This window comes from Pseudomonas sp. GW456-12-1-14-TSB6 (assembly GCF_059424205.1).
The window spans coordinates 72,010-95,275 of record NZ_JBWKZE010000002.1 but is presented as its reverse complement, the minus strand read 5'-3'; the positions used below and the strand labels follow the sequence as shown (position 1 = coordinate 95,275).

Annotated in this window: 18 protein-coding genes and 1 pseudogene; 14 read left to right on the top strand and 5 right to left on the bottom strand. The window is 60.7% G+C overall.

Annotated features, from left to right (window positions below; translation table 11 throughout):
* Positions 1 to 91 precede the first annotated feature (91 nt).
* The 3 genes from AC07Y2_RS01970 to AC07Y2_RS01960 all read right to left on the bottom strand — a co-directional run bounded on the left by AC07Y2_RS01970 (position 92) and on the right by AC07Y2_RS01960 (position 3,622).
* A complete protein-coding gene (locus AC07Y2_RS01970) occupies positions 92 to 1,993 on the bottom strand; it encodes a PhoX family protein (RefSeq protein ID WP_103385401.1) in 1,902 nt (633 codons plus the stop codon).
* 68 nt (positions 1,994 to 2,061) lie between these two features.
* On the bottom strand, positions 2,062 to 2,826 hold the full coding sequence (locus AC07Y2_RS01965; RefSeq protein WP_103385402.1) for a TOBE domain-containing protein: 765 nt from the start codon (positions 2,824 to 2,826) through the stop codon (positions 2,062 to 2,064).
* A 58-nt stretch (positions 2,827 to 2,884) separates the two neighbouring features.
* Complete coding sequence (locus AC07Y2_RS01960) at positions 2,885 to 3,622, bottom strand: ComFC family protein (RefSeq protein ID WP_103385403.1); 738 nt, start codon at positions 3,620 to 3,622, stop codon at positions 2,885 to 2,887.
* 91 nt (positions 3,623 to 3,713) lie between these two features.
* Between AC07Y2_RS01960 and bioB the strand changes: the two genes are divergently transcribed.
* From bioB to AC07Y2_RS01930, 6 genes are all read left to right on the top strand, one after another.
* Positions 3,714 to 4,769, top strand: coding sequence for a biotin synthase BioB (gene bioB, locus AC07Y2_RS01955; RefSeq protein ID WP_011336244.1), 1,056 nt, complete (start codon positions 3,714 to 3,716; stop codon positions 4,767 to 4,769).
* A 68-nt stretch (positions 4,770 to 4,837) separates the two neighbouring features.
* Positions 4,838 to 6,016: an 8-amino-7-oxononanoate synthase gene (gene bioF / locus AC07Y2_RS01950; RefSeq protein WP_103385404.1), complete on the top strand. Its 1,179-nt coding sequence runs from the start codon at positions 4,838 to 4,840 to the stop codon at positions 6,014 to 6,016.
* A complete protein-coding gene (locus AC07Y2_RS01945; protein WP_103385405.1) occupies positions 6,009 to 6,740 on the top strand; it encodes an alpha/beta fold hydrolase in 732 nt (243 codons plus the stop codon). Before bioF ends, AC07Y2_RS01945 begins: the two co-directional genes overlap by 8 nt.
* Positions 6,733 to 7,539, top strand: a complete 807-nt coding sequence (gene bioC, locus AC07Y2_RS01940; RefSeq protein WP_039768045.1) for a malonyl-ACP O-methyltransferase BioC — start codon at positions 6,733 to 6,735, stop codon at positions 7,537 to 7,539. Before AC07Y2_RS01945 ends, bioC begins: the two co-directional genes overlap by 8 nt.
* Positions 7,536 to 8,216, top strand: coding sequence for a dethiobiotin synthase (bioD, locus tag AC07Y2_RS01935; RefSeq protein ID WP_007959854.1), 681 nt, complete (start codon positions 7,536 to 7,538; stop codon positions 8,214 to 8,216). Before bioC ends, bioD begins: the two co-directional genes overlap by 4 nt.
* 106 nt (positions 8,217 to 8,322) lie before the next feature.
* The gene (locus tag AC07Y2_RS01930) at positions 8,323 to 8,619 is read left to right on the top strand and encodes a hypothetical protein (RefSeq protein ID WP_007959856.1); all 297 of its coding nucleotides are present in this window, start codon (positions 8,323 to 8,325) and stop codon (positions 8,617 to 8,619) included.
* A gap of 89 nt (positions 8,620 to 8,708) precedes the next feature.
* Here the strand turns inward: AC07Y2_RS01930 and AC07Y2_RS01925 are convergent, their stop codons facing one another.
* Positions 8,709 to 9,959 carry a hypothetical protein gene (locus tag AC07Y2_RS01925; RefSeq protein ID WP_103385406.1) on the bottom strand — a complete coding sequence of 417 codons (1,251 nt, stop codon included), beginning with the start codon at positions 9,957 to 9,959 and terminating at the stop codon, positions 8,709 to 8,711.
* A 315-nt stretch (positions 9,960 to 10,274) separates the two neighbouring features.
* On the opposite strand from AC07Y2_RS01925, the gene AC07Y2_RS01920 reads away from it, so the two are divergent.
* The 5 genes from AC07Y2_RS01920 to AC07Y2_RS01900 all read left to right on the top strand — a co-directional run bounded on the left by AC07Y2_RS01920 (position 10,275) and on the right by AC07Y2_RS01900 (position 19,805).
* Complete coding sequence (locus tag AC07Y2_RS01920) at positions 10,275 to 12,080, top strand: phenylacyl-CoA dehydrogenase (protein WP_103385407.1); 1,806 nt, start codon at positions 10,275 to 10,277, stop codon at positions 12,078 to 12,080.
* A gap of 260 nt (positions 12,081 to 12,340) precedes the next feature.
* Positions 12,341 to 14,455, top strand: coding sequence for a cytochrome-c peroxidase (locus AC07Y2_RS01915; RefSeq protein WP_103385408.1), 2,115 nt, complete (start codon positions 12,341 to 12,343; stop codon positions 14,453 to 14,455).
* A 210-nt stretch (positions 14,456 to 14,665) separates the two neighbouring features.
* Positions 14,666 to 15,955, top strand: a complete 1,290-nt coding sequence (locus tag AC07Y2_RS01910; protein WP_007959861.1) for a GGDEF domain-containing protein — start codon at positions 14,666 to 14,668, stop codon at positions 15,953 to 15,955.
* 90 nt (positions 15,956 to 16,045) lie between these two features.
* Complete coding sequence (locus tag AC07Y2_RS01905; protein ID WP_103385409.1) at positions 16,046 to 17,842, top strand: acyl-CoA dehydrogenase C-terminal domain-containing protein; 1,797 nt, start codon at positions 16,046 to 16,048, stop codon at positions 17,840 to 17,842.
* Between the two features lie 184 nt (positions 17,843 to 18,026).
* Positions 18,027 to 19,805, top strand: a complete 1,779-nt coding sequence (locus tag AC07Y2_RS01900) for an acyl-CoA dehydrogenase C-terminal domain-containing protein (protein ID WP_103385410.1) — start codon at positions 18,027 to 18,029, stop codon at positions 19,803 to 19,805.
* A gap of 227 nt (positions 19,806 to 20,032) precedes the next feature.
* On the opposite strand, the gene AC07Y2_RS01895 is transcribed toward AC07Y2_RS01900, so the two are convergent.
* A complete protein-coding gene (locus tag AC07Y2_RS01895) occupies positions 20,033 to 20,962 on the bottom strand; it encodes a LysR family transcriptional regulator (protein ID WP_064380308.1) in 930 nt (309 codons plus the stop codon).
* Between the two features lie 169 nt (positions 20,963 to 21,131).
* On the opposite strand from AC07Y2_RS01895, the gene AC07Y2_RS01890 reads away from it, so the two are divergent.
* From AC07Y2_RS01890 to AC07Y2_RS01880, 3 genes and pseudogenes are all read left to right on the top strand, one after another.
* Positions 21,132 to 22,415: an aspartate aminotransferase family protein gene (locus tag AC07Y2_RS01890; RefSeq protein ID WP_103385411.1), complete on the top strand. Its 1,284-nt coding sequence runs from the start codon at positions 21,132 to 21,134 to the stop codon at positions 22,413 to 22,415.
* Positions 22,416 to 22,667: 252 nt separating this feature from the next.
* A pseudogene (locus AC07Y2_RS01885) lies at positions 22,668 to 22,865 on the top strand (type II toxin-antitoxin system RelE/ParE family toxin); the annotation flags it as partial.
* A gap of 9 nt (positions 22,866 to 22,874) precedes the next feature.
* Positions 22,875 to 23,195: a helix-turn-helix domain-containing protein gene (locus AC07Y2_RS01880; protein WP_039768053.1), complete on the top strand. Its 321-nt coding sequence runs from the start codon at positions 22,875 to 22,877 to the stop codon at positions 23,193 to 23,195.
* Positions 23,196 to 23,266 lie beyond the last annotated feature (71 nt).

The window sequence follows — 23,266 nt, the reverse complement described above, 5'->3', positions numbered from 1 at the left end:
CCGCGTCCGGCTCAGCATGGTAGCGCAGACGGGCTGTCTTGAGTGGGATCGTTCCCGTGCAGTGCACGGAAACGATCAGAGCTTCGCCCGATCAGGCGCCAACGATCCCGCCATCCTCACGGGTAATCGCCATCACCGATGACCGCGGCTTGCCGTTCGGCAGGTGCTCGGGGAAGGTCGAACCGCCGTTCTCGCCCGGGTGCTGAATCCCGACGAACAGGGTTTTCTGATCCGGCGAGAAACTGATTCCGGTGACTTCACAGCCGATCGGCCCGACCATGAACCGGCGAATCTCACCGGTCGCAGGATCGGCGCAGAGCATCTGGTTGTTGCCCATCCCGGCGAAATCACCGGCGTTGCTCGAGTCGCCGTCGGTGAGAATCCACAACCGTCCGGCCTTGTCGAAGCCGAGGCCATCGGGGCTGTTGAACATGTTTTGCGGGGTGATATTCGACGAGCCGCCCTTCGGCGTACCGGCGTGGACGCCCGGGTTGCCGGCCACCACGAACAGGTCCCAGGCGAAAGTTTTCGCCGCGTGATCGTCGCGGTCGGTGCGCCAGCGCAGGATCTGCCCGTAGACGTTCTTCTCGCGCGGGTTCGGTCCGCCCACCGGTTGGCCGTCTTCGCCGCGCTTGGCGTTGTTGGTCAGGGTGCAATAGACCTGACCGTCTTTCGGGCTGACCACGATCCACTCCGGACGGTCCATGCGCGTGGCGCCAACCACGCTGGCGGCGAGTCGCGCATGAATCAGTACTTCGGCCTGATCGGCGAAACCGCTGCTGGCGTCGATGCCGTTCTTGCCGTGGGTCAGTTCGATCCACTGGCCTTGGCCTTTCGGGTGATCCGGATTGCCGTCGCCGGCATCGAACCTGGCGACGTACAGCGTGCCGTGATCGAGGATGTCGCGGTTGGCTTTGGCGTTGCGGTGGTTGATCTTGTCGCGGCTGACGAATTTGTAGATGAACTCGCCGCGTTCGTCGTCGCCCATGTACACCACAGCGCGACCGTCATCGGTCTCGGCCAGTGCGGCGTTTTCATGCTTGAAGCGGCCCAGCGCGGTGCGTTTGACCGGGGTCGATTGCGGGTCGAACGGGTCGATCTCCACGACCCAGCCGTGGCGGTTGAGTTCGTTGGGGTTCTTCGCCATGTCGAAGCGCGGATCGAACGGATGCCAGTTGATCTCACGGCTGGCGGCCGATACGCCGTAGCGCTTTTGCGCCGGGTCGAACTGTTGCTGGGCGTTGCTGCTGCCGAAGCAGTCGGTGAAGTTCTCTTCGCAGGTCAGATAAGTGCCCCACGGTGTCTTGCCGTTGGCGCAGTTCTGGAAAGTGCCGAGGACTTTTTTGCCGTGCTTGTCGGCGCTGGTTTTCAGCAGTTCGTGGCCGGCGGCCGGGCCGCTGAGGCGGATCGGGGTGTTGCCGTGGATGCGTCGGTTGTAGCGCGAACCCTGAACGAACTGCCACTGGCCGTTCTTGCGCTGCACTTCGATCACCGACACGCCTTCACAGGCCAGAGCCTTGCGCACGTCTTCGGCCGACTGCGGCATACCGCCGTGCGGATAGAGGTAGCGGTAGTTGGTGTATTCGTTGTTGATCGCCATCAGCGCGCGATTTTTCTCGCCCGGGAATTCGAACAGGCTCATGCCATCGTTGTTGTCGCCGAACTGCACTTCCTGTGCGGCCGCGGTGCCGTTGCCGCTCGGGTCGAAGGCCGGGCCGTTCTTGTGCAGCGGCTGGCCCCAACTGATCAGCACCGACGACTTGTAGCCTTTGGGCAAACTGATGGTGTCGGTGGTGGCCGCCGGAATGCTGTCGAAGCCGAGCAGACGGCTGTTGCCGGCGCTGACACTGGCGGCCAGCACGCTGCGGCTCAGCAGGTTGCCGCCGAGGAACATCGCCGCGCCGCACAGCGCGCCGGCGCTGATGAAACCGCGACGGCTCAGGCCGACCATTTTTTCCAGGTCTGTGGATTGGTTTTCTTCTAATAGGCTCACATCAGGCTCCCTGCATGGTTTTGGCAGCCACCTTAATGCGGGTCGATGACGCTTTCGTTGCAGTGCGCTCAGAGCGGTGTTCCGAGCAGCACATTGGACGGGGAAAACTGCACCTGCACCGGTTGCTCGACCTTCAGACCACGGCTGCGCAAGTCCAGCGGTTCGGCCAGCGCACACAAGGTCTGGCCGTTGGGCAGGGCGATGCGCACTTCGCTCGGGCCGTCTGCGGCGTCGAGAATCGCCTCGATCCGACCGTTCAACAGGTTGTGGCCGACGGCAGGCGTGGCCTCTGGCGCGAGCAGTTCGAGCCAGCCGGCCTTGATCAGCGCCACCACTTCGGTGCCCGGTTGCAGTTCCAGATGGACGGTGCTGTCGTGGGTGATCTGTGCGTCGATCGACAGGCCTTCAGCCAGTTCGAGGCGGATCAGGTCGTTGCGGCCCTGACCTTCGATCAGCACGACTTTGCCGTGCAGCTGGTTGCGTGCGCTGGTCCTGAGCATCAGCCGACCGAGCAGATCCAGATCGCTGGCATCCTCGGCCGCCTCCAGTACCTGAGCCTGCAAGGCTTGCAGCTTTTGATAGAGGCGCAGCACTCGCTCGCCCTCGCTCGACAGTTTGGCTCCGCCACCGCCCTTGCCGCCTATCGCTCGCTCAACCAGCGGTTTCTGCGCGAGGTTGTTCAGCTCATCGATGGCATCCCAGGCCGCCTTGTAACTCAGGCCGGCGCTCTTCGCGGCACGGGTGATCGAACCCTGTTCGGCGATGTGTTGCAGCAAGGCGATGCGCTGCGGACGGCGGACGATGTGCTGGGACAACAGACTGGGCAGGGACATGGCGGACGCTTTGTACTGAAGGGTTGAGGGAGGACGTTGGCGGCTCGAGGCGTATCCGTCAAGCCGCGTCGCCGGGTTTTGGCGTGCGGGCCAGGCAGTACACATCCACCCGCGCGGCACCGGCGTCCATCAGCAACCGGGCCAGCGCCTGGGCGGTGGCACCGGTGGTCAGCACGTCGTCGACCAGGGCCAGGTGCCGGCCTTTCACCTGGGCATCGGGACTGAGGGCGAAGGCGTTTCGCAGATTGCGTTTACGCGCTTTGGCGTTGAGGGCCTGCTGGGCGTCAGTATCCTGCACGCGCAAAAGACAGTGTTCCTCGCAAGGCAGGTCGAGTGACTTGCCCAGCCACTGCGCGAGCATCGCCGCTTGATTGAAGCCGCGCTGGCGCAAGCGTTTCGGCGCAAGCGGCACCGGTAGCAGGGCGTCCGGGCGAGACAGGTCTTCTTCGAAGCGATGTTGCAGAAACTCGCCGAGAACGTCGGCGAGCAAGTGGCCAAGCGGCCATTTGGCGTTGTGCTTGAAACGGGTGATCAGCGTGTCCACCGGAAAGCCATAAATCCAGGGCACAGCCACCTGTTCGAAGGCCGGTGGCTCCTGCAGGCAGCCACCACAGGTCAGGCCGGCGGCGAGGGGCAGGGCGCAGGTCAGGCATTGATCGCCCAGCCACGGCAAATCGGTTTCGCAGGCGGTGCAGATCGGGATTTGCGCGTCTGCCGGTTCGTCGCACAATAAGCAGTTATGTTTGTTTTTTAACCAGATGTAAGCCGGCCTTTCGTAGTGTGGTTGACAGCGCATGACTCTTCCTTAAATATGCCGAACATCCGTGTCGTGCCTGTGGGTATTTCGTTTTCCCAGGCACCAGCCAAGCATAACCAAGGAAACGCCCATGAGCGCCAGCACCACTGCCACCCTGCGTCACGACTGGACTTTGGCCGAAGTCAAAGCACTCTTCGTTCAGCCATTCAACGACTTGCTGTTCCAGGCGCAGACGGTGCACCGCGCGCATTTCGACGCCAACCGCGTCCAGGTTTCCACCCTGTTGTCGATCAAGACCGGGGCCTGTCCGGAAGATTGCAAATATTGTCCGCAGTCCGGTCACTACAACACCGGGCTGGAAAAAGAAAAGCTGATGGAAGTGCAGAAGGTCCTCGAAGAGGCTGCCCGCGCCAAGGCCATCGGTTCGACCCGTTTCTGCATGGGCGCGGCGTGGAAACACCCGTCGGCCAAGGACATGCCTTACGTGCTGAAGATGGTCGAAGGCGTGAAGGCCATGGGCCTGGAAACCTGCATGACCCTCGGTCGTCTCGATCAGGATCAGACCGAAGCGCTGGCAAAGGCCGGGCTCGACTACTACAACCACAACCTCGACACCTCGCCGGAGTTCTACGGCAGCATCATCACTACCCGCACCTATGCCGAGCGTCTGCAGACCCTGGCCTATGTGCGCGATGCGGGGATGAAAATCTGCTCCGGCGGCATTCTCGGCATGGGCGAGTCCCTCGATGACCGCGCCAACCTGCTGATCCAGCTGGCCAACCTGCCGGAGCATCCGGAATCGGTGCCGATCAACATGCTGGTGAAAGTTGCCGGCACGCCGCTGGAAAACGCCGACGACGTCGATCCGTTCGATTTCATCCGCATGCTCGCCGTGGCGCGCATCCTCATGCCGCAATCCCACGTACGCCTGTCCGCCGGCCGCGAAGCGATGAACGAGCAGATGCAGGCCCTGGCATTCTTCGCCGGCGCCAACTCGATCTTCTACGGCGACAAACTGCTGACCACCGCCAACCCGCAGGCCGACAAGGACATGCAACTGTTCGCGCGCCTGGGCATTCAGCCGGAAGCCCGCGAAGAGCATGCCGACGAAGTCCACCAAGCCGCCATCGAGCAGGCGCTGGTGGAGCAGAAGAGCAGCGAGCAGTTCTATAACGCGGCGGTCTGATCGCCCGTTCTTCTCAGGCGCTGCCTCGGGCGGCGCCTGCTGATTCATTTGCCACCCGTGAGGCTTGCATGTCTTTCGATCTCGCCGCACGCCTTGCTGCCCGTCGTGCCGAAAATCTCTACCGCCAGCGACCGCTGCTTGAAAGCCCACAAGGGCCGGAAGTGGTGGTCGACGGTCAGCCGTTGCTGGCGTTCTGCAACAACGATTACCTGGGCCTGGCCAATCATCCGCAAGTGATCGAGGCCTGGCGCGCCGGTGCGTCGAAGTGGGGCGTCGGTGGCGGTGCTTCGCATCTGGTGATCGGCCACAGCGGCCCGCATCACGAATTGGAAGAAGCCCTGGCGGATCTCACCGGACGGCCGCGCGCGCTGTTGTTCACTACCGGTTACATGGCCAACCTCGGCGCGGTCACCGCACTGGTCGGGCAGGGCGATACGGTGCTGGAAGACCGGCTCAATCATGCCTCGTTGCTGGATGCCGGATTGTTGTCCGGCGCGCGCTTCAATCGTTATCTGCACAACGACGTCGACAGCCTCGCCAAGCGCCTGGAAAAAGCCACCGGCAATACACTTGTGGTCACTGACGGCGTATTCAGCATGGACGGCGACCTTGCCGATCTGCCGACGCTGGCCCGGGAAGCCAAGGCCAAAGGCGCCTGGCTGATGGTCGATGATGCTCACGGTTTCGGCCCGCTGGGGGCGAACGGTGGCGGGATCGTCGAACATTTCGGTTTGAGCCAGGAGGATGTGCCGGTGCTGGTCGGCACACTCGGCAAAGCGTTCGGCACGGCGGGTGCGTTCGTCTCGGGCAGTGAAGAGCTGATTGAAAGCCTGATCCAGTTCGCCCGCCCGTACATCTACACCACCAGCCAACCGCCGGCGCTGGCCTGCGCAACCTTGAAAAGTCTGGAACTGCTGCGCAGCGAACACTGGCGTCGCGAGCATTTGCAGACGCTGATCCGCCAGTTCCGCCACGGCGCCGAACAGATCGGCCTGGAACTGATGGACAGCTTCACGCCGATCCAGCCGATCCTGATCGGCGATGCCGGTCGCGCCGTGCGTCTGTCGCAGATGCTGCGTGAGCGTGGGCTGATGGTCACCGCAATCCGGCCGCCGACCGTGCCTGCCGGCAGTGCACGGTTGCGGGTCACGCTGACCGCCGCCCACAGCGAGGCACAGGTGCAGCTATTGTTAGAAGGACTGGCCGATTCCTTTGCTCAACTTACGTCGGAGCCGAGCCATGCGTGATCGCCTGATTCTGTTACCGGGTTGGGGGCTCGGCGTTTCGCCGCTGGAGCCGCTGGCCGCTGCATTGCGCGGACTCGATGAACACCTGCAGGTCGACATTGAGCCGTTGCCGAAGCTGGACTCCAGCGATCTGAACGACTGGCTCGACGAGCTCGATGAGCGCATCCCCGAAGATGCCTGGCTTGGCGGCTGGTCGCTGGGTGGCATGCTCGCTTCCGAGCTGGCTGCGCGGCGTGGCGAACATTGCTGCGGCTTGCTGACCCTGGCGAGCAATCCTTCGTTTGTCGCCCATGAACAATGGCCGAGCGCGATGCCCGGCGAGACTTTCGATGCGTTTCTGGCCGGCTGCAGCGCCGACCCGCGCACGACCCTCAAGCGATTCTCTCTGCTGTGCGCCCAGGGCGCGCAAGATGCGCGCGGCTTGTCGCGGCTGTTGCTCGGCGGCGCGCCGAATACCTCGCCGGCCGCTTTGATGGCCGGTCTGGAATTGTTGGCGCAGATCGATACACGCGAAGCCTTGCAGGCATTTCGCGGCCCGCAACTGCATTTGTTTGGCGGGCTGGACGGGCTGGTGCCGGCGGAGGCCGCGGGCGAGTTGTTCGCGTTGCTGGCGGATGTCGAGGTCGGTCTGATCGAGCAGGCCAGCCATGCGTTTCTTCTGGAAGACCCCCACGGTGTGGCGGGTGCGATCCAGGCGTTTTTGAGTGAGTGCGGTGATGACTGATTTGTCTGTTGCGGCGTTGCCCGGCGGCTTGCCTGACAAGCGCCAGGTCGCAGCTTCTTTTTCTCGCGCAGCGGCCAGCTATGACAGCGTCGCCGAGTTGCAGCGCGATGTCGGTACGCAGTTGATGAATCGCTTGCCGGTGGATTTTCTGCCGTCACGCTGGCTGGATCTCGGCTGCGGCACCGGGTATTTCACCCGGGCGCTGGCCGAGCGATTTGGTGAGGGGCTGGCGCTGGATATCGCCGAGGGCATGCTCAATCACGCGCGGCCGTTGGGTGGGGCCATGCACTTTATTGCTGGCGATGCCGAACGTTTGCCGTTACAGGATTCGACCTGCGATCTGATCTTCTCCAGCCTCGCCGTGCAGTGGTGCGCGGACTTCGAAGCGGTGCTCGGCGAAGCGTTTCGGGTGCTGAAACCGGGGGGGATTTTCGCGTTTGCTAGTCTTTGTGTAGGGACGCTGTACGAATTGCGAGACAGCTGGCGTCAGGTCGATGGTCTGGTGCACGTCAACCGCTTCCGCGAATTCGCCCGCTATGAGCAATTGTGCGCGGCCAGTGGTTTGCGCAGTGTTTGTCTGGAGAACCGGCCGCATGTGCTGCATTACCCGGATGTGCGCAGCCTGACCCACGAACTCAAGGCACTGGGCGCGCATAACCTGAACCCTGGCCGGCCGGGTGGATTGACCGGGCGGGCGCGGATTCTGGGGCTGGTCGAGGCTTACGAGCAGTTCCGTCAGCCTCAAGGGCTGCCAGCGACCTATCAGGTGGTCTACGCCGTGTTGGAGAAACCCTTATGAGCGCAGCCTATTTCATCACCGGAACCGACACTGACGTCGGCAAGACCACCGTCGCCGCCGGGTTGCTGCACGCTGCGCGCTCGGCGGGGCTGAGTACCGCGGCGGGCAAACCGGTGGCGTCCGGTTGTGTGGTAACGCCCAGAGGTTTACGCAATTCCGATGCGCTGGCGTTGCAGGCCGAATGCTCGTTGCCGCTGACCTATCAACAGGTCAACCCGGTGGCGTTTGAGCCGGCCATCGCGCCGCATCTGGCAGCGCGTGAGGCGGGTGTGGCGCTGACCGTGCAATCGCTGCTGGCGCCGATGCGCGAGATTCTGGCCATGAACGCCGACTTCACGTTGATCGAAGGTGCGGGCGGCTGGCGGGTGCCGTTGGCGGATCAGGACAATTTGTCGGATCTGGCGATTGCGCTGAAGCTGCCGGTGATTCTGGTGGTCGGCGTGCGCCTGGGTTGCATCAGCCATGCGTTGCTGACGGCCGAGGCGATTGCCCGGGACGGGCTGCAACTGGCGGGGTGGGTGGCGAACATCATTGATCCGAAGACGTCGCGGCTGGAGGAAAACCTGGCGACACTTGCCGAGCGGATTCCGGCGCCGTGCCTGGGGCGGGTGCCGAAGCTCAAGGCGGTCAGCGCCGAAGCGGTCGCCGATCACTTGCAACTGGATCTGCTCGACTGATTTTGGCTATGACAAGGCACTGTGCCATTAGTGTTTTTGACGGGTGTTTTTCTGACGCCTCTGGTTCAATGGCACCCATTGATCCTTCCCAAGGATGAGAGCTCCCATGGAAATCTCCGGAAACACAGCTTTTTATGCAGGTCTGAGCACCATTCAGACCGGGCAGAACCGCGTCGATCAGGCCGCCAGCCAGATCGCCAGCAGCACCATCGAGCGTTCGGTCACCAGCCAGTCTTCGGAAGTACAGGTCGATCGTCTGCGTTCCGTGGATCGCGCCCAGCAATCGGACCTGGCGAGCAACATGGTCGAAATGGCCCAAGGCAAGTTTCAGGCGGAACTGGGCGTGAAAGTCGCCAAGGCTTCCGATGAAATGCTCGGTACGATCATCGATACGTTTGCCTGATCGTTTGACTTGGCGACATATCGATATCCCTTCATGCTTAAGTTCAATAGCTGCGCCCATTGAGCGTACGAGCGTGGCAGAAAAAGGTATCAGGCGCCCAAGCGGCCCCATATTCTTGGAAAGCGAGTGCTGTGATTATTCCCGGAACTCCCTGAAATGATAACTCGCCCTCCCGGTTGGATCGTCACATCAGTACAGGTACCGATACTGTATCCGCTCCAGAAATTCTCTCTTACTCCGTTTTTGCTAATCCGCTCGTAAACTTCCATTAACGTGCCTGCGAGGTTACCGCTGCCCACGGCCACGATTTTGCCATTCGGATCTATCCCGATCGAGTAAAAGTCCATGGCATCCATTGAGCCAGAAATTAGCAGAGGTACCCCCTTATTGAAGTTTTCATCAATGCTGCCGTCTTTTTCGAGTCTGGCAAGTAGACCCCTGTTGTTCCCGTCAGAGCCCTTCGCATAGCCGGCGATGATGATTTTGTCATCATCCTGGATAGCAACCCGAGAGACGATATCGGCCCAGACAAGCTCCTGAATCTGCGATTCGGTTCCTCGTTCGCCGGCCACTACGACATCGGTATAGCCTGCCTGGCCAAAGGTATAGTCCAGAATGCCCTCATCCGTGTAACGAGCCACGGTGCGTGTCCTCTGTTGTTGATCGACGTATCTCCAGCTACCTGCCACGATAATGCTGCCATTGCCTTGGATCTGGACATTGTTGGCATAACTGTCGAGTCCGTGGAGCCTGATATCGATGAATCCGCTGCCACCGCCAAAACTCTTGTCAGTCTCGCCATCAGCTTGCAGACAAAAAAGCCTGCTCAAAGGGCCTGACGGAAGTGTGTAGGTCGCTGCAATAAGTATCTTCTGACCTTTTTGCAGGCAGCCATCTGCAAACTTGTAGGGTGACCGTGAAGGGGTTGCACCTTCTGGACCAGTAGTAATGACTCTGCGGCCGAACACCAAATCGGGACTACCGCTGGGGTTGAAAAGGGTGACAGCGGGTCTCACGGCGTCGGCTTTCAGCGACTCCCCGATGACCAGAATTTTTCCATCTTCCTGGAGCAATACACGCTGCGGCGTGGATTGGTCGCCATCTTCGAAGTTCCAGGTCCTCTCCTCGAATGAGTCATCTTTAGTGCCGTCGACGAGGTAACGCGACAGGCGAAACCGGTCGCTGATATGTGAGACAACAACCAGTTTGCCGTCTTTATCGGAGATGGTTGAGTTTGCTGTACCTCTTTCGTCGATCTCGATGCGGCCTTCGGTTCCGAAGGTAAGGTCGAGATTACCGGGAGCGTGAGTGTGATTGTTATCACCAGCCTTGATTTCCATTTTGTTCTCCTACTGAAAGATTTCCTCAGGCCACCATGTCTAGAGAGGTGTCCGCGATAGTCAGTACACAGGTTTTGGAACGATTTTTATCCTGTAAAAACTGACAGTCCGACATTCTTTCGGAGCCAATAAATATGCTTTTGAGGCCGATGGCGGGTAGTTTCATCCGGACGAAGGCTTTACGCCTGACGAACGGCAAAAGGGCGACGCTTGACAAGATTTCGGCGTAAACGTATGTTTCAAACAACTGTTTGACCGTCACAACAAATCAACGCGGTCTTTCATTCCCGGTTACATCAGCAGAGGTTTATCGCTATGCCTGACTACAAGGCCCCCTTGCGTGATATTCGCTTCGTTCGTGACGAACTGCTCGGCTACGAAGCGCACTATCAGAGCCTTCCAGCGTGCGCAGAAGCAACGCCGGACATGGTTGACGCCATTCTCGAAGAGGGCGCCAAGTTTTGTGAGCAGGTGCTGGCACCGCTGAACCGCGTGGGTGACACCGAAGGCTGCACCTGGAGCGAGTCCGGCGTGAAAACCCCGACCGGCTTCAAAGAGGCCTACAAGCAATTCGTGGAAGGCGGCTGGCCAAGCCTGGCCCATGACGTCGAGCACGGCGGTCAAGGCCTGCCTGAGTCGCTGGGTCTGGCAGTCAGCGAGATGGTCGGCGAAGCCAACTGGTCGTGGGGCATGTACCCGGGCCTGTCGCACGGCGCGATGAACACCATCTCCGAGCACGGCACCCCAGAGCAGCAGGAAGCCTATCTGACCAAACTGGTCTCCGGCGAATGGACCGGCACCATGTGCCTGACCGAACCGCACTGTGGCACCGACCTGGGCATGCTGCGTACCAAGGCCGAACCTCAGGCCGACGGTTCCTACAAAGTTTCCGGCACCAAGATCTTTATCTCGGCCGGTGAACACGACATGGCCGATAACATCGTCCACATCGTGCTGGCCCGCCTGCCGGACGCACCGGCCGGCACCAAGGGCATCTCGCTGTTCATCGTTCCCAAGTTCCTGCCGAACGCCGACGGCACCGTCGGTGCACGCAACGCCGTGACCTGCGGTTCGATCGAACACAAGATGGGCATCCACGGCAACGCGACCTGCGTGATGAACTTCGACGGCGCGACCGGTTTCCTGATCGGCCCAGCGAACAAGGGTCTGAACTGCATGTTCACCTTCATGAACACCGCACGTCTGGGCACCGCGCTGCAAGGCCTGGCCCACGCCGAAATCGGCTTCCAGGGCGGCCTGAAATACGCTCGCGATCGCCTGCAAATGCGTTCCCTGACTGGCCCGAAAGCGCCGGACAAGGCCGCTGACCCGATCATCGTTCACCCAGACGTACGCCGCATGCTGTTGACCATGAAGGCATTCGCCGAAGGCAACCGTGCGATGGTGTACTTCACGGCCAAACAGGTCGACATCGTCAAATACGGCGTGGACGAAGAAGAGAAGAAGAAAGCCGACGCACTGCTGGCCTTCATGACTCCGATCGCCAAAGCGTTCATGACCGAAGTCGGTTTTGAATCCGCCAACCACGGCGTGCAGATCTACGGTGGCCACGGCTTCATCGCCGAGTGGGGCATGGAGCAGAACGTTCGCGACAGCCGCATCTCGATGTTGTACGAAGGCACCACCGGCATCCAGGCACTCGACCTGCTGGGCCGTAAAGTGCTGATGACTCAAGGCGAGGCGCTCAAAGGCTTCACCAAGATCGTCCACAAGTTCTGCCAGAACAACGAAGGCAACGAAGCCGTCAAAGAATTCGTCGCACCGTTGGCTGCACTGAACAAAGAGTGGGGCGAACTGACCATGAAGGTCGGTATGGCCGCCATGAAAGATCGCGAAGAAGTCGGCGCGGCCTCCGTGGACTACCTGATGTACTCCGGTTACGCCTGCCTGGCCTACTTCTGGGCTGACATGGCGCGTCTGGCTGCTGAAAAACTGGCTGCCGGCACCACCGACGAGGCGTTCTACACCGCCAAGCTGCAAACCGCGCGCTTCTACTTCCAGCGCATCCTGCCGCGTACCCGTACGCACGTGGCCACCATGCTGTCGGGCGCCAACAACCTGATGGACATGAAAGAAGAAAACTTCGCACTGGGCTACTAAGCCTTAACGCAGTCCTTCAAAAAACCGCTGCTCCTTCGGGGGCAGCGGTTTTTTTGTGCCCGGATTTCCCCAATCCCGGGGCTGATTCCCCAGCATTGATGAAGCCAGTGCTCGGCCGAATCCCTGCGCTTATTGATTCAAAATGTTTCCAGAAGAGTGGCCAATTAATTGCACTGCCCGATTTACCGGTGCTAACCAGAACTGCCTGCTCAAAGAAGCAAGACGCCCGGCACTTAACAACAACAGTCAGGGTGAAGCCTATGAACATCAGTCGACTCGCTCGTTTGACCTTCTGGTTACCCGTTGCGCTGGCAGTCCACAGCGCATGGGCTGCCGACCCCGCCGTGGTCGATCCTCCCGTGCCGGAGGTGCCTTCGTTGCAATCGTTGCGCGGGATGGTGCCCCCCGATCCGTCCGGGACCGAAGGCGGACGCAAGGTCGACCTTATGACCGACTACGTGCTCAACCGTCAGGCTGCGATCCTGCTGGGCAAGGCGTTGTTCTGGGACATGGAGATCGGCAGTGATGGCTCCACGGCCTGCGCGTCCTGCCACTACCACGCCGGCGTCGACCACCGCATCACCAACCAGCTCAACCCCGGCCAGGCGCACACCAACGCCAACGTCGCGTCGATCTTCAACAAACCGTTTGTGGCGTCGGACATTCCCGGTGACGTGGCGTCCTACGCGACCTTGTCCGGCGGCAAGGGCGGCCCGAACTACACGCTGAAGAAAACCGACTTCCCGACCCACGTGCTGAGCAATCCTCTGGAGCGCAACTCGCCCATCGTGTACTCGACGGACGATGTGGTCGGCTCGCAAGGCGTGTTTGACGCCAACTTCGTCAAACCCAATCAGGCGCGTTTCGACAAATGTACTCAGCAGCCGGACGGTATTTTCCAGGTCGGTGGCATCAACGTACGTCGCAGCACCGGACGCAACGCGCCGTCGGTAATCAACGCCGCGTTCAACGTGCGCAACTTCTGGGACGGTCGGGCCAACAACGTGTTCAACGGCTTCTCGCCGTTCGGCAATCGCGACCCGGATGCCGGGATCTACGTGACCAGCGAACGCAGCACGGTCGCCACCAAAGTGCGGCTGGCGCTCAATGACGCGTCAGCTGCCTCGCAAGCCGTCGGTCCGCCCGGCAGTCCGGTGGAAATGTCCTGCGGTGGCCGCACCTTTGCCGACATTGGCCGCAGGATGCTCGACACGTTGATGCTCAAGCAGCAGCGGATCTCGTCCACGGATTCGGTACTGGCTCCGGTGTCTGGCGCACGGCGGCCGACCTATCGCGAGCTGATCAAGAACGCCTTCCAGCCCCGGCTGTGGAACGCCACGCAAAACGTTCTGGTGGGCGGCGCGCCGTATACCCAGATGGAGGCCAACTTCCCGCTGTTCTTCGGCCTGGCGATCCAGATGTATGAGGCCACGCTGGTGTCCGATCAGGCGCCGATCGATGCCTATTTGCAAGGCGATCACACGGCAATGAACGCGCAACAGGTCGAGGGCATGAACCTGTTTCTCGGCAAAGGCAAATGCGTCAATTGCCACGGCGGGCCGGAGCTGACCAACGCCGCCAGCCGCCTGCTGATGCATCCGCGCGAACGCATCGAGCGGATGGTGATGGCCGACAACCTGACCACTCTTTACGACAACGGCTTCTACAACACCGGTGTGCGCCCGACCTCGGAAGACCTGGCCCTCGGCGGCGCGGATGCCTGGGGCAATCCATGGTCGTTCACCCGGCAGTACAACAGTGTGTTGCAGGGCGGCCGCTCGGTCGATCCGCTGGACGTCGATGTCTGCACGTTCGAAGCGCCATTGAGTGCGGCGATTCCGTGCGATGCGACGCTCAAGCCGAACGTCGGTTTCCGCGATTCGGTCGACGGCGCGTTCAAGACGCCGACCCTGCGCAACATCGCCCTGACCGGCCCGTACTTCCACAACGGCAGTCGCTCGACGCTCAAGCAGGTGATGGAGTTCTACAACCGTGGCGGTGACCGGCGCGGCGAAGACGCCAACAACACCAGCGGCTTCGAGCATCCGGCGGTGAACCAGCACAACACCTCCAACCTCGACCCGGACATGACGGCGCTGAACCTGACGCCCGATGAAATCGACGCGCTGGTGAAATTCATGGAGGTCGGCCTGACCGATCCGCGCGTGGCCTGGGAGCGCGCACCGTTCGATCATCCGTCGCTGGTGATCCCGCAGGGCCATATCGGCGACGAGAATACCGTCACTCAACGCCCGGCCAGTCCGAAAGTCACGACCCGTCAGGCGATGGACGCATCGCTCTATCTCAAGCCTTACGGTGCTGAAGGCCGGCCAGCGGCAGAGGGGCCATTGCAGCCGTTCTACAACGATCTCTGAGCAGAAAAACACACCATGGCCATCAAGAATGATGGCCATGGTGGCCGTCTAGCGGCCGTTGCGCAAAAAACCTTACTGAATCCCTCAGCAACCGCCGATTTCGGCCGTTAAAGAGACAGCCTGTGATCTGGATCACATTATGTGTGCTTAACTGGCCACATTGCAGGCACAATGCCATCTCTTTGCCATGACGGGTCGGAGCTTTTACCCTTGCCGCGTTCTTCCGCTGTACGTTTCAGTCATTTCCTGCCTTCACTGCTGTTGTTGCTCGCGGGGTTGGCGGCTGCGTACGTCAAAGATCTCAACGTGTTCTTCACCTCGCTGTTTAACGTATTGCCAACCTTGGTGCTGCTGTTGGGCGGTTCGTACTGTGCGGTTTACCGACGCCAGCGCGAGCTGTTTCTGATGGTCACGGTGTACATCGCCTACTTCCTGCTCGATACCCAGACCGACTATTACCGCGACAACGGCAAGGTGCGTGAAGACGCGGCCGTGGTGTTCCACTTGGTCTGTCTGTTGCTGCCGTTGCTGTTCGGTCTGTTCGCCGCATGGCAGGAACGCACGCATCTGTTTCAGGACATGGTCGCGCGCTTCGCCGTGCTGCTGGCCTTTGGCAGCGTGGCGCTGGGGCTTGAGCAAAGCTACCCGCAGGCCTTGCTGATGTGGCTTTCCGAGATCCGCTGGCCGGCGCTGCATGGCGCATGGATGAGCCTGATTCAGTTGTCGTATCCGGTGTTCATCTCGGCGTTTCTGCTGCTGGCCTGGCAATACTGGCGCAACCCGCGGCCGCTGCACGCGGCGCAACTGGTGGGGTTGCTCGGGGTGTTCTGGATGCTGCCGAAAACCTTCATCCTGCCGTTCACCCTGAACATCATGTGCAGCCAGGTGATGCTGATGATTGCGGCGGCGGTGGCGCACGAGGCTTATCAAATGGCCTTCCGCGACGAGCTCACCGGCCTGCCCGGCCGCCGCGCACTCAACGAGCGCATGCAGCGTCTGGGGCGCAACTATGTGCTGGCGATGAGCGACGTCGATCACTTCAAGAAATTCAACGACACCCACGGTCACGACGTGGGGGATCAGGTCTTGCGCCTGGTCGCCAGCAAACTGTCCAAAATCAGCGGCGGCGGTAGGGCGTATCGCTACGGCGGTGAGGAATTCGCCCTGGTGTTTGCGGGCAAAACCCTTGAAGAGTGCATGCCGCATCTGGAAGTCATCCGCGAGTCGATTGCGTCTTACAACATTCAGCTGCGCAATCAGGAAAGTCGCCCGCAGGATGATCAGCAGGGCCGCCAGCGGCGTTCGGGTTCGGGCGCGTCCAGTGTGTCGGTCACGGTCAGCATCGGCGTGGCCGAACGTCTGGAACAGCGCACCCCGGAAGAAGTGTTGAAATCCGCCGACCAGGCGCTCTACAGCGCCAAGGGCGCGGGGCGAAACTGCGTGATGGCGTTCGGTCAGAACCGCCGTGGCGCGGTGCGCATGGACAATGCCGCAGGTTGAGTGATGACGGCGCATTCAGCGTCTGGACAGTGATTGTGGGGCAGGGTGGCCGGCAGTAGGTTGAAGCAATCTGCTGAAGGAGAAGCCACCATGCCCGAGTACAAAGCTCCCCTGCGCGACATGCGCTTTCTGATCGACCACGTCTTTGACTTCCACACTCAGTACGCGGCCCTCGGCGCCCACGACGCCAGCCCGGATATGATCAACGCGATCCTTGAAGAGGGCGCGAAGTTCTGTGAGAACGTGCTGGCACCGCTCAATCGCAGCGGCGACGAAGAGGGCTGCCATTTCGACAATGGCGTGGTGACAACGCCTACAGGCTTCAAGCAAGCCTTCGCACAATACGTGGAAGGTGGCTGGCACGGTCTGGCGGCAGATCCGACCTACGGTGGCCAGGGCCTGCCAAGTTCGCTGGGGCTGGTGATCAGCGAAATGGTCGCCTCCAGCAATACCTCGTGGGGCATGTACCCGGGCCTGACTCATGGCGCCATGTCGGCGATTCACGCCCACGGCACCGAAGAACAGAAAAACACCTATCTGCGCAAACTTACTGCGGGCCAGTGGACCGGCACCATGTGCCTGACGGAAGCCCATTGCGGCACCGATCTGGGCATCATCAAGACCCGCGCGGTGCCTCAGGCCGACGGCAGTTATGCAGTGACCGGCAGCAAGATTTTCATCTCCGCCGGCGAGCACGACATGAGCGACAACATCATTCATCTGGTGCTGGCCAAACTGCCGGACGCACCGGCCGGGACCAAGGGGATTTCGCTGTTCATCGTGCCGAAATTTCTCCCGGACGCATCCGGTGAGGCGGGCGAGCGCAACGGCGTTTCCTGCGGTTCGATCGAACACAAGATGGGCATCAAGGCCTCGGCCACCTGCGTGTTGAACTTCGACGACGCCAAAGGCTTCCTGATCGGCGAGCCGAACAAAGGCCTGAACTGCATGTTCACCATGATGAACCACGCGCGCCTCGGCACGGGAATGCAGGGCCTGTGTCTGGGCGAAGCGAGTTTTCAGGGCGCAATCAAATACGCCAACGACCGCTTGCAGATGCGTGCCTTGACCGGCGCCAAAGCTCCGGACAAACCGGCCGACCCGATCATCGTCCACCCGGACGTGCGACGCATGCTGCTGACCATGAAAGCCTTCAACGAAGGCAACCGCGCGCTGACCTATTTCACCGCGCAAATGCTCGATGTCGCGCACCTGAGCGCGGACGCCGAGGCGCGTCAGCAGGCCGAAGACTTGTTGGCGTTCCTGACCCCGATCTGCAAGGCGTTCATGACCGACACCGGCCTGGAAGTGACCAACCACGGCATGCAGGTGTTCGGCGGCCACGGATTTATCCGCGAGTGGGGCATGGAGCAACTGGTTCGCGATTGCCGGATCGCGCCGATCTACGAAGGCACCAACGGTATTCAGGCGCTGGATCTGTTGGGGCGCAAAGTGCTGGGCAGCCAGGGAAAGCTGCTGCGCAACTTCACCAAAATCGTCCACAAGTTCTGCGCCGCCAACGCCGGGCATGCGCAACTGGGCGGGTTTGTTGCGCAGCTCGATGGTCTCAACCAGCAGTGGGGCGAGCTGACCATGAAGGTCGGCATGGCGGCGATGAAAAATCCGGATGAAGTCGGCGCCGCGTCGGTGGATTACCTGATGTACAGCGGTTACATCGTTCTCGGCTACCTGTGGCTGCGCATGGCTCTGGTTGCCCAGGCGCAGCTGGAGTCGGGCGAGGGGGATGGCGATTTCTGCCAGGGCAAACTGGCGACGTGCGAGTTTTACTTCAAGCGGTTGCTGCCGCGCACCGCTGCGCATCGTGCGGCGATCGAGGCGGGTAGCGATTGCCTGATGAAACTGCCGGCGCAGTTGTTCTCGCTGTAACACGCCACTGTTAAACAAATGAGCCCGCTGATTGCGGGCTTCTTTATGATTGATTGCTGGTGACTAAAAATAACAAATCAGTCACCGCCTGACCCTATGTGTCGCAAAAGTTGTTGGGTTACACTCCAGCTCAACGAAAACACCCTTCCACGAATCACCTGTTTAGATCTTTGCGAGGTTTGCCATGGCTGACTACAAAGCGCCGCTGCGCGATATGCGCTTCGTCCTCAATGAAGTGTTCGAAGTCGCCAAACTCTGGGCGGAACTGCCGGCACTGGCCGAAACAGTGGACGCGGAAACCGTCGAAGCCATTCTCGAAGAGGCCGGCAAGGTCACCAGCAAAAGCATCGCGCCCCTGAGCCGTGCCGCCGACGAAGAAGGCTGCCACTGGGCCGACGGTGCCGTCACCACGCCGGCCGGTTTCCCACAGGCTTATCAGACTTATGCCGAAGGCGGCTGGGTCGGTGTTGGCGGTGATCCGGCCTACGGCGGCATGGGCATGCCAAAAGCCGTATCGGCCCAGGTCGAAGAGATGGTCAACTCCGCCAGCCTGGCCTTCGGTCTGTATCCGATGCTGACCGCCGGCGCTTGCCTGTCGATCAACGCCCACGCCAGCGAAGAACTGAAAGCCGCTTACTTGCCGAACATGTACGCCGGTGTCTGGGCTGGTTCCATGTGCCTAACCGAGCCACACGCCGGCACCGACCTGGGCATCATTCGCACCAAGGCCGAACCTCAGGCCGACGGTTCCTACAAGGTCAGCGGCACCAAGATCTTCATCACCGGCGGTGAGCATGACCTGACCGAAAACATCATCCACCTGGTGCTGGCCAAACTGCCGGACGCACCGGCGGGGCCGAAAGGCATTTCGCTGTTCCTGGTGCCGAAGTTCATGGTCAATGCCGATGGCAGCCTGGGCGCGCGCAACCCGGCGAACTGCGGTTCGATCGAACACAAGATGGGCATCCAGGCCTCTGCCACCTGTGTGATGAACTTCGACGAAGCCGTGGGTTACCTGGTCGGCGAGCCGAACAAGGGCCTGGCGGCGATGTTCACCATGATGAACTACGAGCGTCTGGGCGTCGGCATCCAGGGCCTGGCTACCGGCGAGCGCTCGTACCAGAACGCCATCGAATACGCCCGCGACCGCCTGCAAAGCCGTTCGCCGACCGGCGCGCAGAACAAGGACAAGGTGGCCGACCCGATCATCGTCCATCCGGACGTGCGTCGCATGCTGTTGACCATGAAAGCCTCGAACGAAGGCGGCCGTGCGTTCTCCACTTACGTGGCGATGCAGCTCGACACCGCCAAGTTCAGCGAAGACGCCGCGACCCGCAAGCGTGCGGAAGATCTGGTGGCCTTGCTGACGCCAGTGGCCAAGGCGTTCCTGACCGATCTGGGACTGGAAACCACCGTCCACGGCCAGCAGATCTTCGGCGGCCACGGCTACATCCGCGAGTGGGGCCAGGAGCAACTGGTGCGGGATGTGCGCATCACGCAGATCTACGAAGGCACCAACGGCATTCAGGCGCTGGACCTGGTGGGTCGCAAGATCGTCGGCAGCGGCGGCGCGTTCTACAAGCTGTTCGCCGACGAGATCCGCCATTTCACTGCGACCGCCAGTGCCGATCTGGGCGAGTTCACCAAACCGCTGAATGACGCTGTCGACACCCTCAACGAGTTGACCTCATGGCTGCTGGACCGGGCGAAAACCAACCCGAACGAAATCGGTGCGGCATCGGTCGAGTATCTGCAAGCGTTCGGCTACACCGCTTACGCGTACATGTGGGCGCTGATGGCCAAGGCATCGCTGGGCAAAGAAGCGCAGGACGATTTCTACGCGAGCAAACTCGGCACGGCACGGTTCTATTTCGCCCGTCTGCTGCCGCGGATTCACTCGCTGAGCGCGTCGGTCAAGGCTGGCAGCGAGTCGCTGTTCCTGCTGGACGCTGCGCAGTTCTGATGATGTAACGTCATGTAAGCGATCGCTTACATGACGTGCTGCTGTTCTCCCATAGGCGTGGATTGGATCCAGAGCTAATCTACTTTCCATGGACGTCGCGCAGGAAGCGCAAAGCAACAACACGGACACGTAGGATTCTGCCAGGGTGGCGGAGTGAAATGGATGTCAGGGAAACAGTCTGCAAAGCCCCGCTTCGGCGGGGTTTTCTTATGCCCGCAGAAAAGTTTTCAGCTCAGCGCGTCCAGCGGCGGCGCACCTTTCAGCGGTTTGTCCTCACGCTGCATCACCTCTTCCAGCAACGTTCGCAGCAAGGCCAATGGCGCCTGCTGGCGTTGCACATCGCGACACACCAGCCCGACCTTCAACGGTACACGCGGCTCACTCAACGGTTTCCACAACAGATCCTGATCGTCGTACTCCTTTTGCGAACGACCGGGTAGCACCGTCGCCAGACGCGTATGCGGCAGGCTGTCTAGAATCCCCACCATGTTGTTCAGCTCGGCCTGCACTTGCGGGCGACGTCCGAGGCTGGCCAGTTGGGCCTGCCAGATCTGACGGATCTGAAATTCTTCGCCTAATAGCAGCATCGGCAATTCGGCGGCCTGGCTCATCGAGACTTTCTTGAATTCCCGCAGCGGATGATCCGCCGGGATGACCAGCGTCAGCTCATCTTCGTACAGCATCACGCCGTGCAGACCGGGTTGGCGTGGCGGCAAATAGCTGATGCCGATATCCAGTGAGCCGTTGAGCAGGCGCCGCTCGATCTCAAGCCCGGTCAATTCATAAATCTGTACCACCAGATGCGGCTGGGCCTTGCGCACTCGCTCGAGCATTTGCGGCACCAGGCTGGTGTGCACGGTCTGTAGCACGCCTATCGCCAATGTGCGCAGTGCCTGACCCTTGAAGTTGCCCAGCGCCTCGCGCGCCCGCTGCATGCCGTCGAGCAGCGGCAGGGCGTGGTTGTACAAGGTATGGGCGGCGAGGGTCGGCAACAGGCGTTTGCTGCTGCGTTCGAACAGGGTGACGTCGAGGTTTTGTTCCAGGTGGCGAATCTGCTGGGACAGCGCGGGCTGAGAGATCGACAGGCGCTCGGCGGCGCGTCCGACATGCCCTTCTTCGTAGACCGCGACGAAATAACGCAGTTGTTTGAAATCCATAAGTAACACTTATCGAAAATGCTGGGAAATCGAAATGGCCCGATGCCGTGAACCGGCCTAGTCTAACCGCATTCACAAGGCTTACAGGGCCGGAAAGCGCCATGACCAGCGTTTGTTTCGAAAGTCTTTACATAGGCAGTTCAAAAAACCTCGAGCGAGGTTTTTTTCAATGAATCTGTTCAGTTTGCGGCGCCAGACGCCGAGCCTAGATGACCTGGCTTTTGAAACCCAAGAATCGAACGTCGCTGATGGCCTGAATGCCGAGCGTCTGATGCCCAGCGTCGAGCGCCCGCGGCAGGTATTCGTTCGCGGCCAGGGCTCCTGGCTATGGGACAGCTATGACCGCGCCTACTTGGACTTTTCCCAGGCCGGCGGCGCCAACAGCCTCGGCCACAGCCCTTCGGTGCTGGTCAAGGCTATCGCCAGCCAGGCCCAGGCCCTGATCAATCCCGGTTTCAATCTGCACAACCGCGGCATGCTCAGCCTTGCCGAGCGCCTGTGTGCCAGCACTGCCAGCGATCAGGCGCACCTGCTCAACAGCGGCAGTGAGGCCTGTGAAGCGGCGATCAAACTGGCGCGCAAATGGGGTCAACTGCATCGCGGTGGCGCTTCGCGGATCATTGTCGCCAGACAAGGCTGTCACGGACGTAGTCTGGCGACGATTTCGGCGTCGGACAGTTGCAACCTGCACAACCGCTTCGCGCCGCTGCTGCCGGGTTTCGATCTGGTGCCATTCAATGACCTGCCGGCGCTGCACGCAGCTGTTGATGCGCAGACTGTGGCAATCATGCTTGAACCGATCCAGAGCGATGCCGGAGTAATCCCGGCGACCGAGCATTACCTCAAGGGTGTCGAACGTCTGTGCCGGGAGCTGGGGATTCTGCTGATTCTCGACGAGGTGCAGACAGGCATCGGCCGCTGCGGCACCTTGCTCGCCGAACAGTCCTACGGCGTGCGCGCCGATATCGTCGTGCTCGGCAAGGGCCTCGGTGGTGGCGTGCCACTGGCGGCGTTGCTGGCGCGAGGCAGGGCCTGCTGTTTCGAACCCGGCGAATTGGGCGGTACGCATCACGGCAACGCGCTGATGACCGCCGCCGGCCTGGTGGTGCTCGATAGCGTGCAGGACCGCGCCTTCCTCGAACAGATCCGGGACAACGGCCAGCATCTGCGCGAAGGGCTCGCCCGTCTGGCCCATCGTTATGAACATGGCGAGTTGCGCGGGCAAGGGCTGTTCTGGGGACTGACCCTGTCGGAAGACTCCGCCGAGGCCGTCGTCAAAGCAGCGCTTCACGAAGGCTTGCTGCTCAACGCCCCGCAAGCCGACTGCCTGCGCTTCACCCCGGCGCTCAACGTCAGCAAGGCCAACATCGACGAAATGCTCCTGCGTCTGGCCCGCGCCTTCTCCCGGGTCCGCACCGCGCAATTGCAATGCCGCAAGGGAATTGCCGTCTGAGCTGAAGTTTCCCACCCGAATTCAAGAACCGTCTCGCGGTATAACGCACGCCCCACGCCTGATTCTTTTGGCGTGGGGCGTTTTTTTGTGGCCGGATTTTTCCATTGCGGTTTATTGCTTGAGGGACCGCCGCTGCAGTGTTTATTTAGCCGGCTTCGGCAAGGATTGCCGAAGCCGGCAGAACACCCTCGTCGAAAGACAGGCTTTGTAATCTATACCACTGAGTGGTATGTTTTTTTGGAAGGGATACCGATGTCGTTCAGGTTGTTCAAGACAAAAGGTTTTGCGATACAGGCCAGCAAAGCATGGATCACCGACGACGAGCTTCGCGAGGCTTTTGCCGAGATGCTTGATGGGCAGGCGGACAATCTGGGAGGCGGAGTCTGGAAGAAGCGCCTGAAAGAAAATCGCTACCGTTCGATCGTTCTGGCCAAAGGCGGGCGTTCGTGGAGATAACTCATGAGTAAAAAATTCAAGAGTGACGTATTTGAATCAGTGCACGAGTCGGCCAGTGCTCTGCATGCAGTCGGCGCTATCAGCAAGGCAACGATGCGTGAGTTTGATGAGTCGTGCCTTGCAGCGGTCCCGGATGCGATTCCTGCGGAGCAGATCAAGGCGTTGCGTGAGCGCAACAATGTCAGCCAGCCAGTGTTCGCACGTTATTTGAACACCAGCGCATCGACCGTCAAACAATGGGAATCAGGGGATAAGCATCCAAGCGGAATGGCTTTGAAGCTGCTCAGCATTGTGCAGAAACACGGTCTGCAAATACTGGCTTGAGTGGTCTTGCGCACTCTGTCTGGCGATAGCACTGAACCCTGACAAACGGCACAGGTCGATTAGCTTGTATG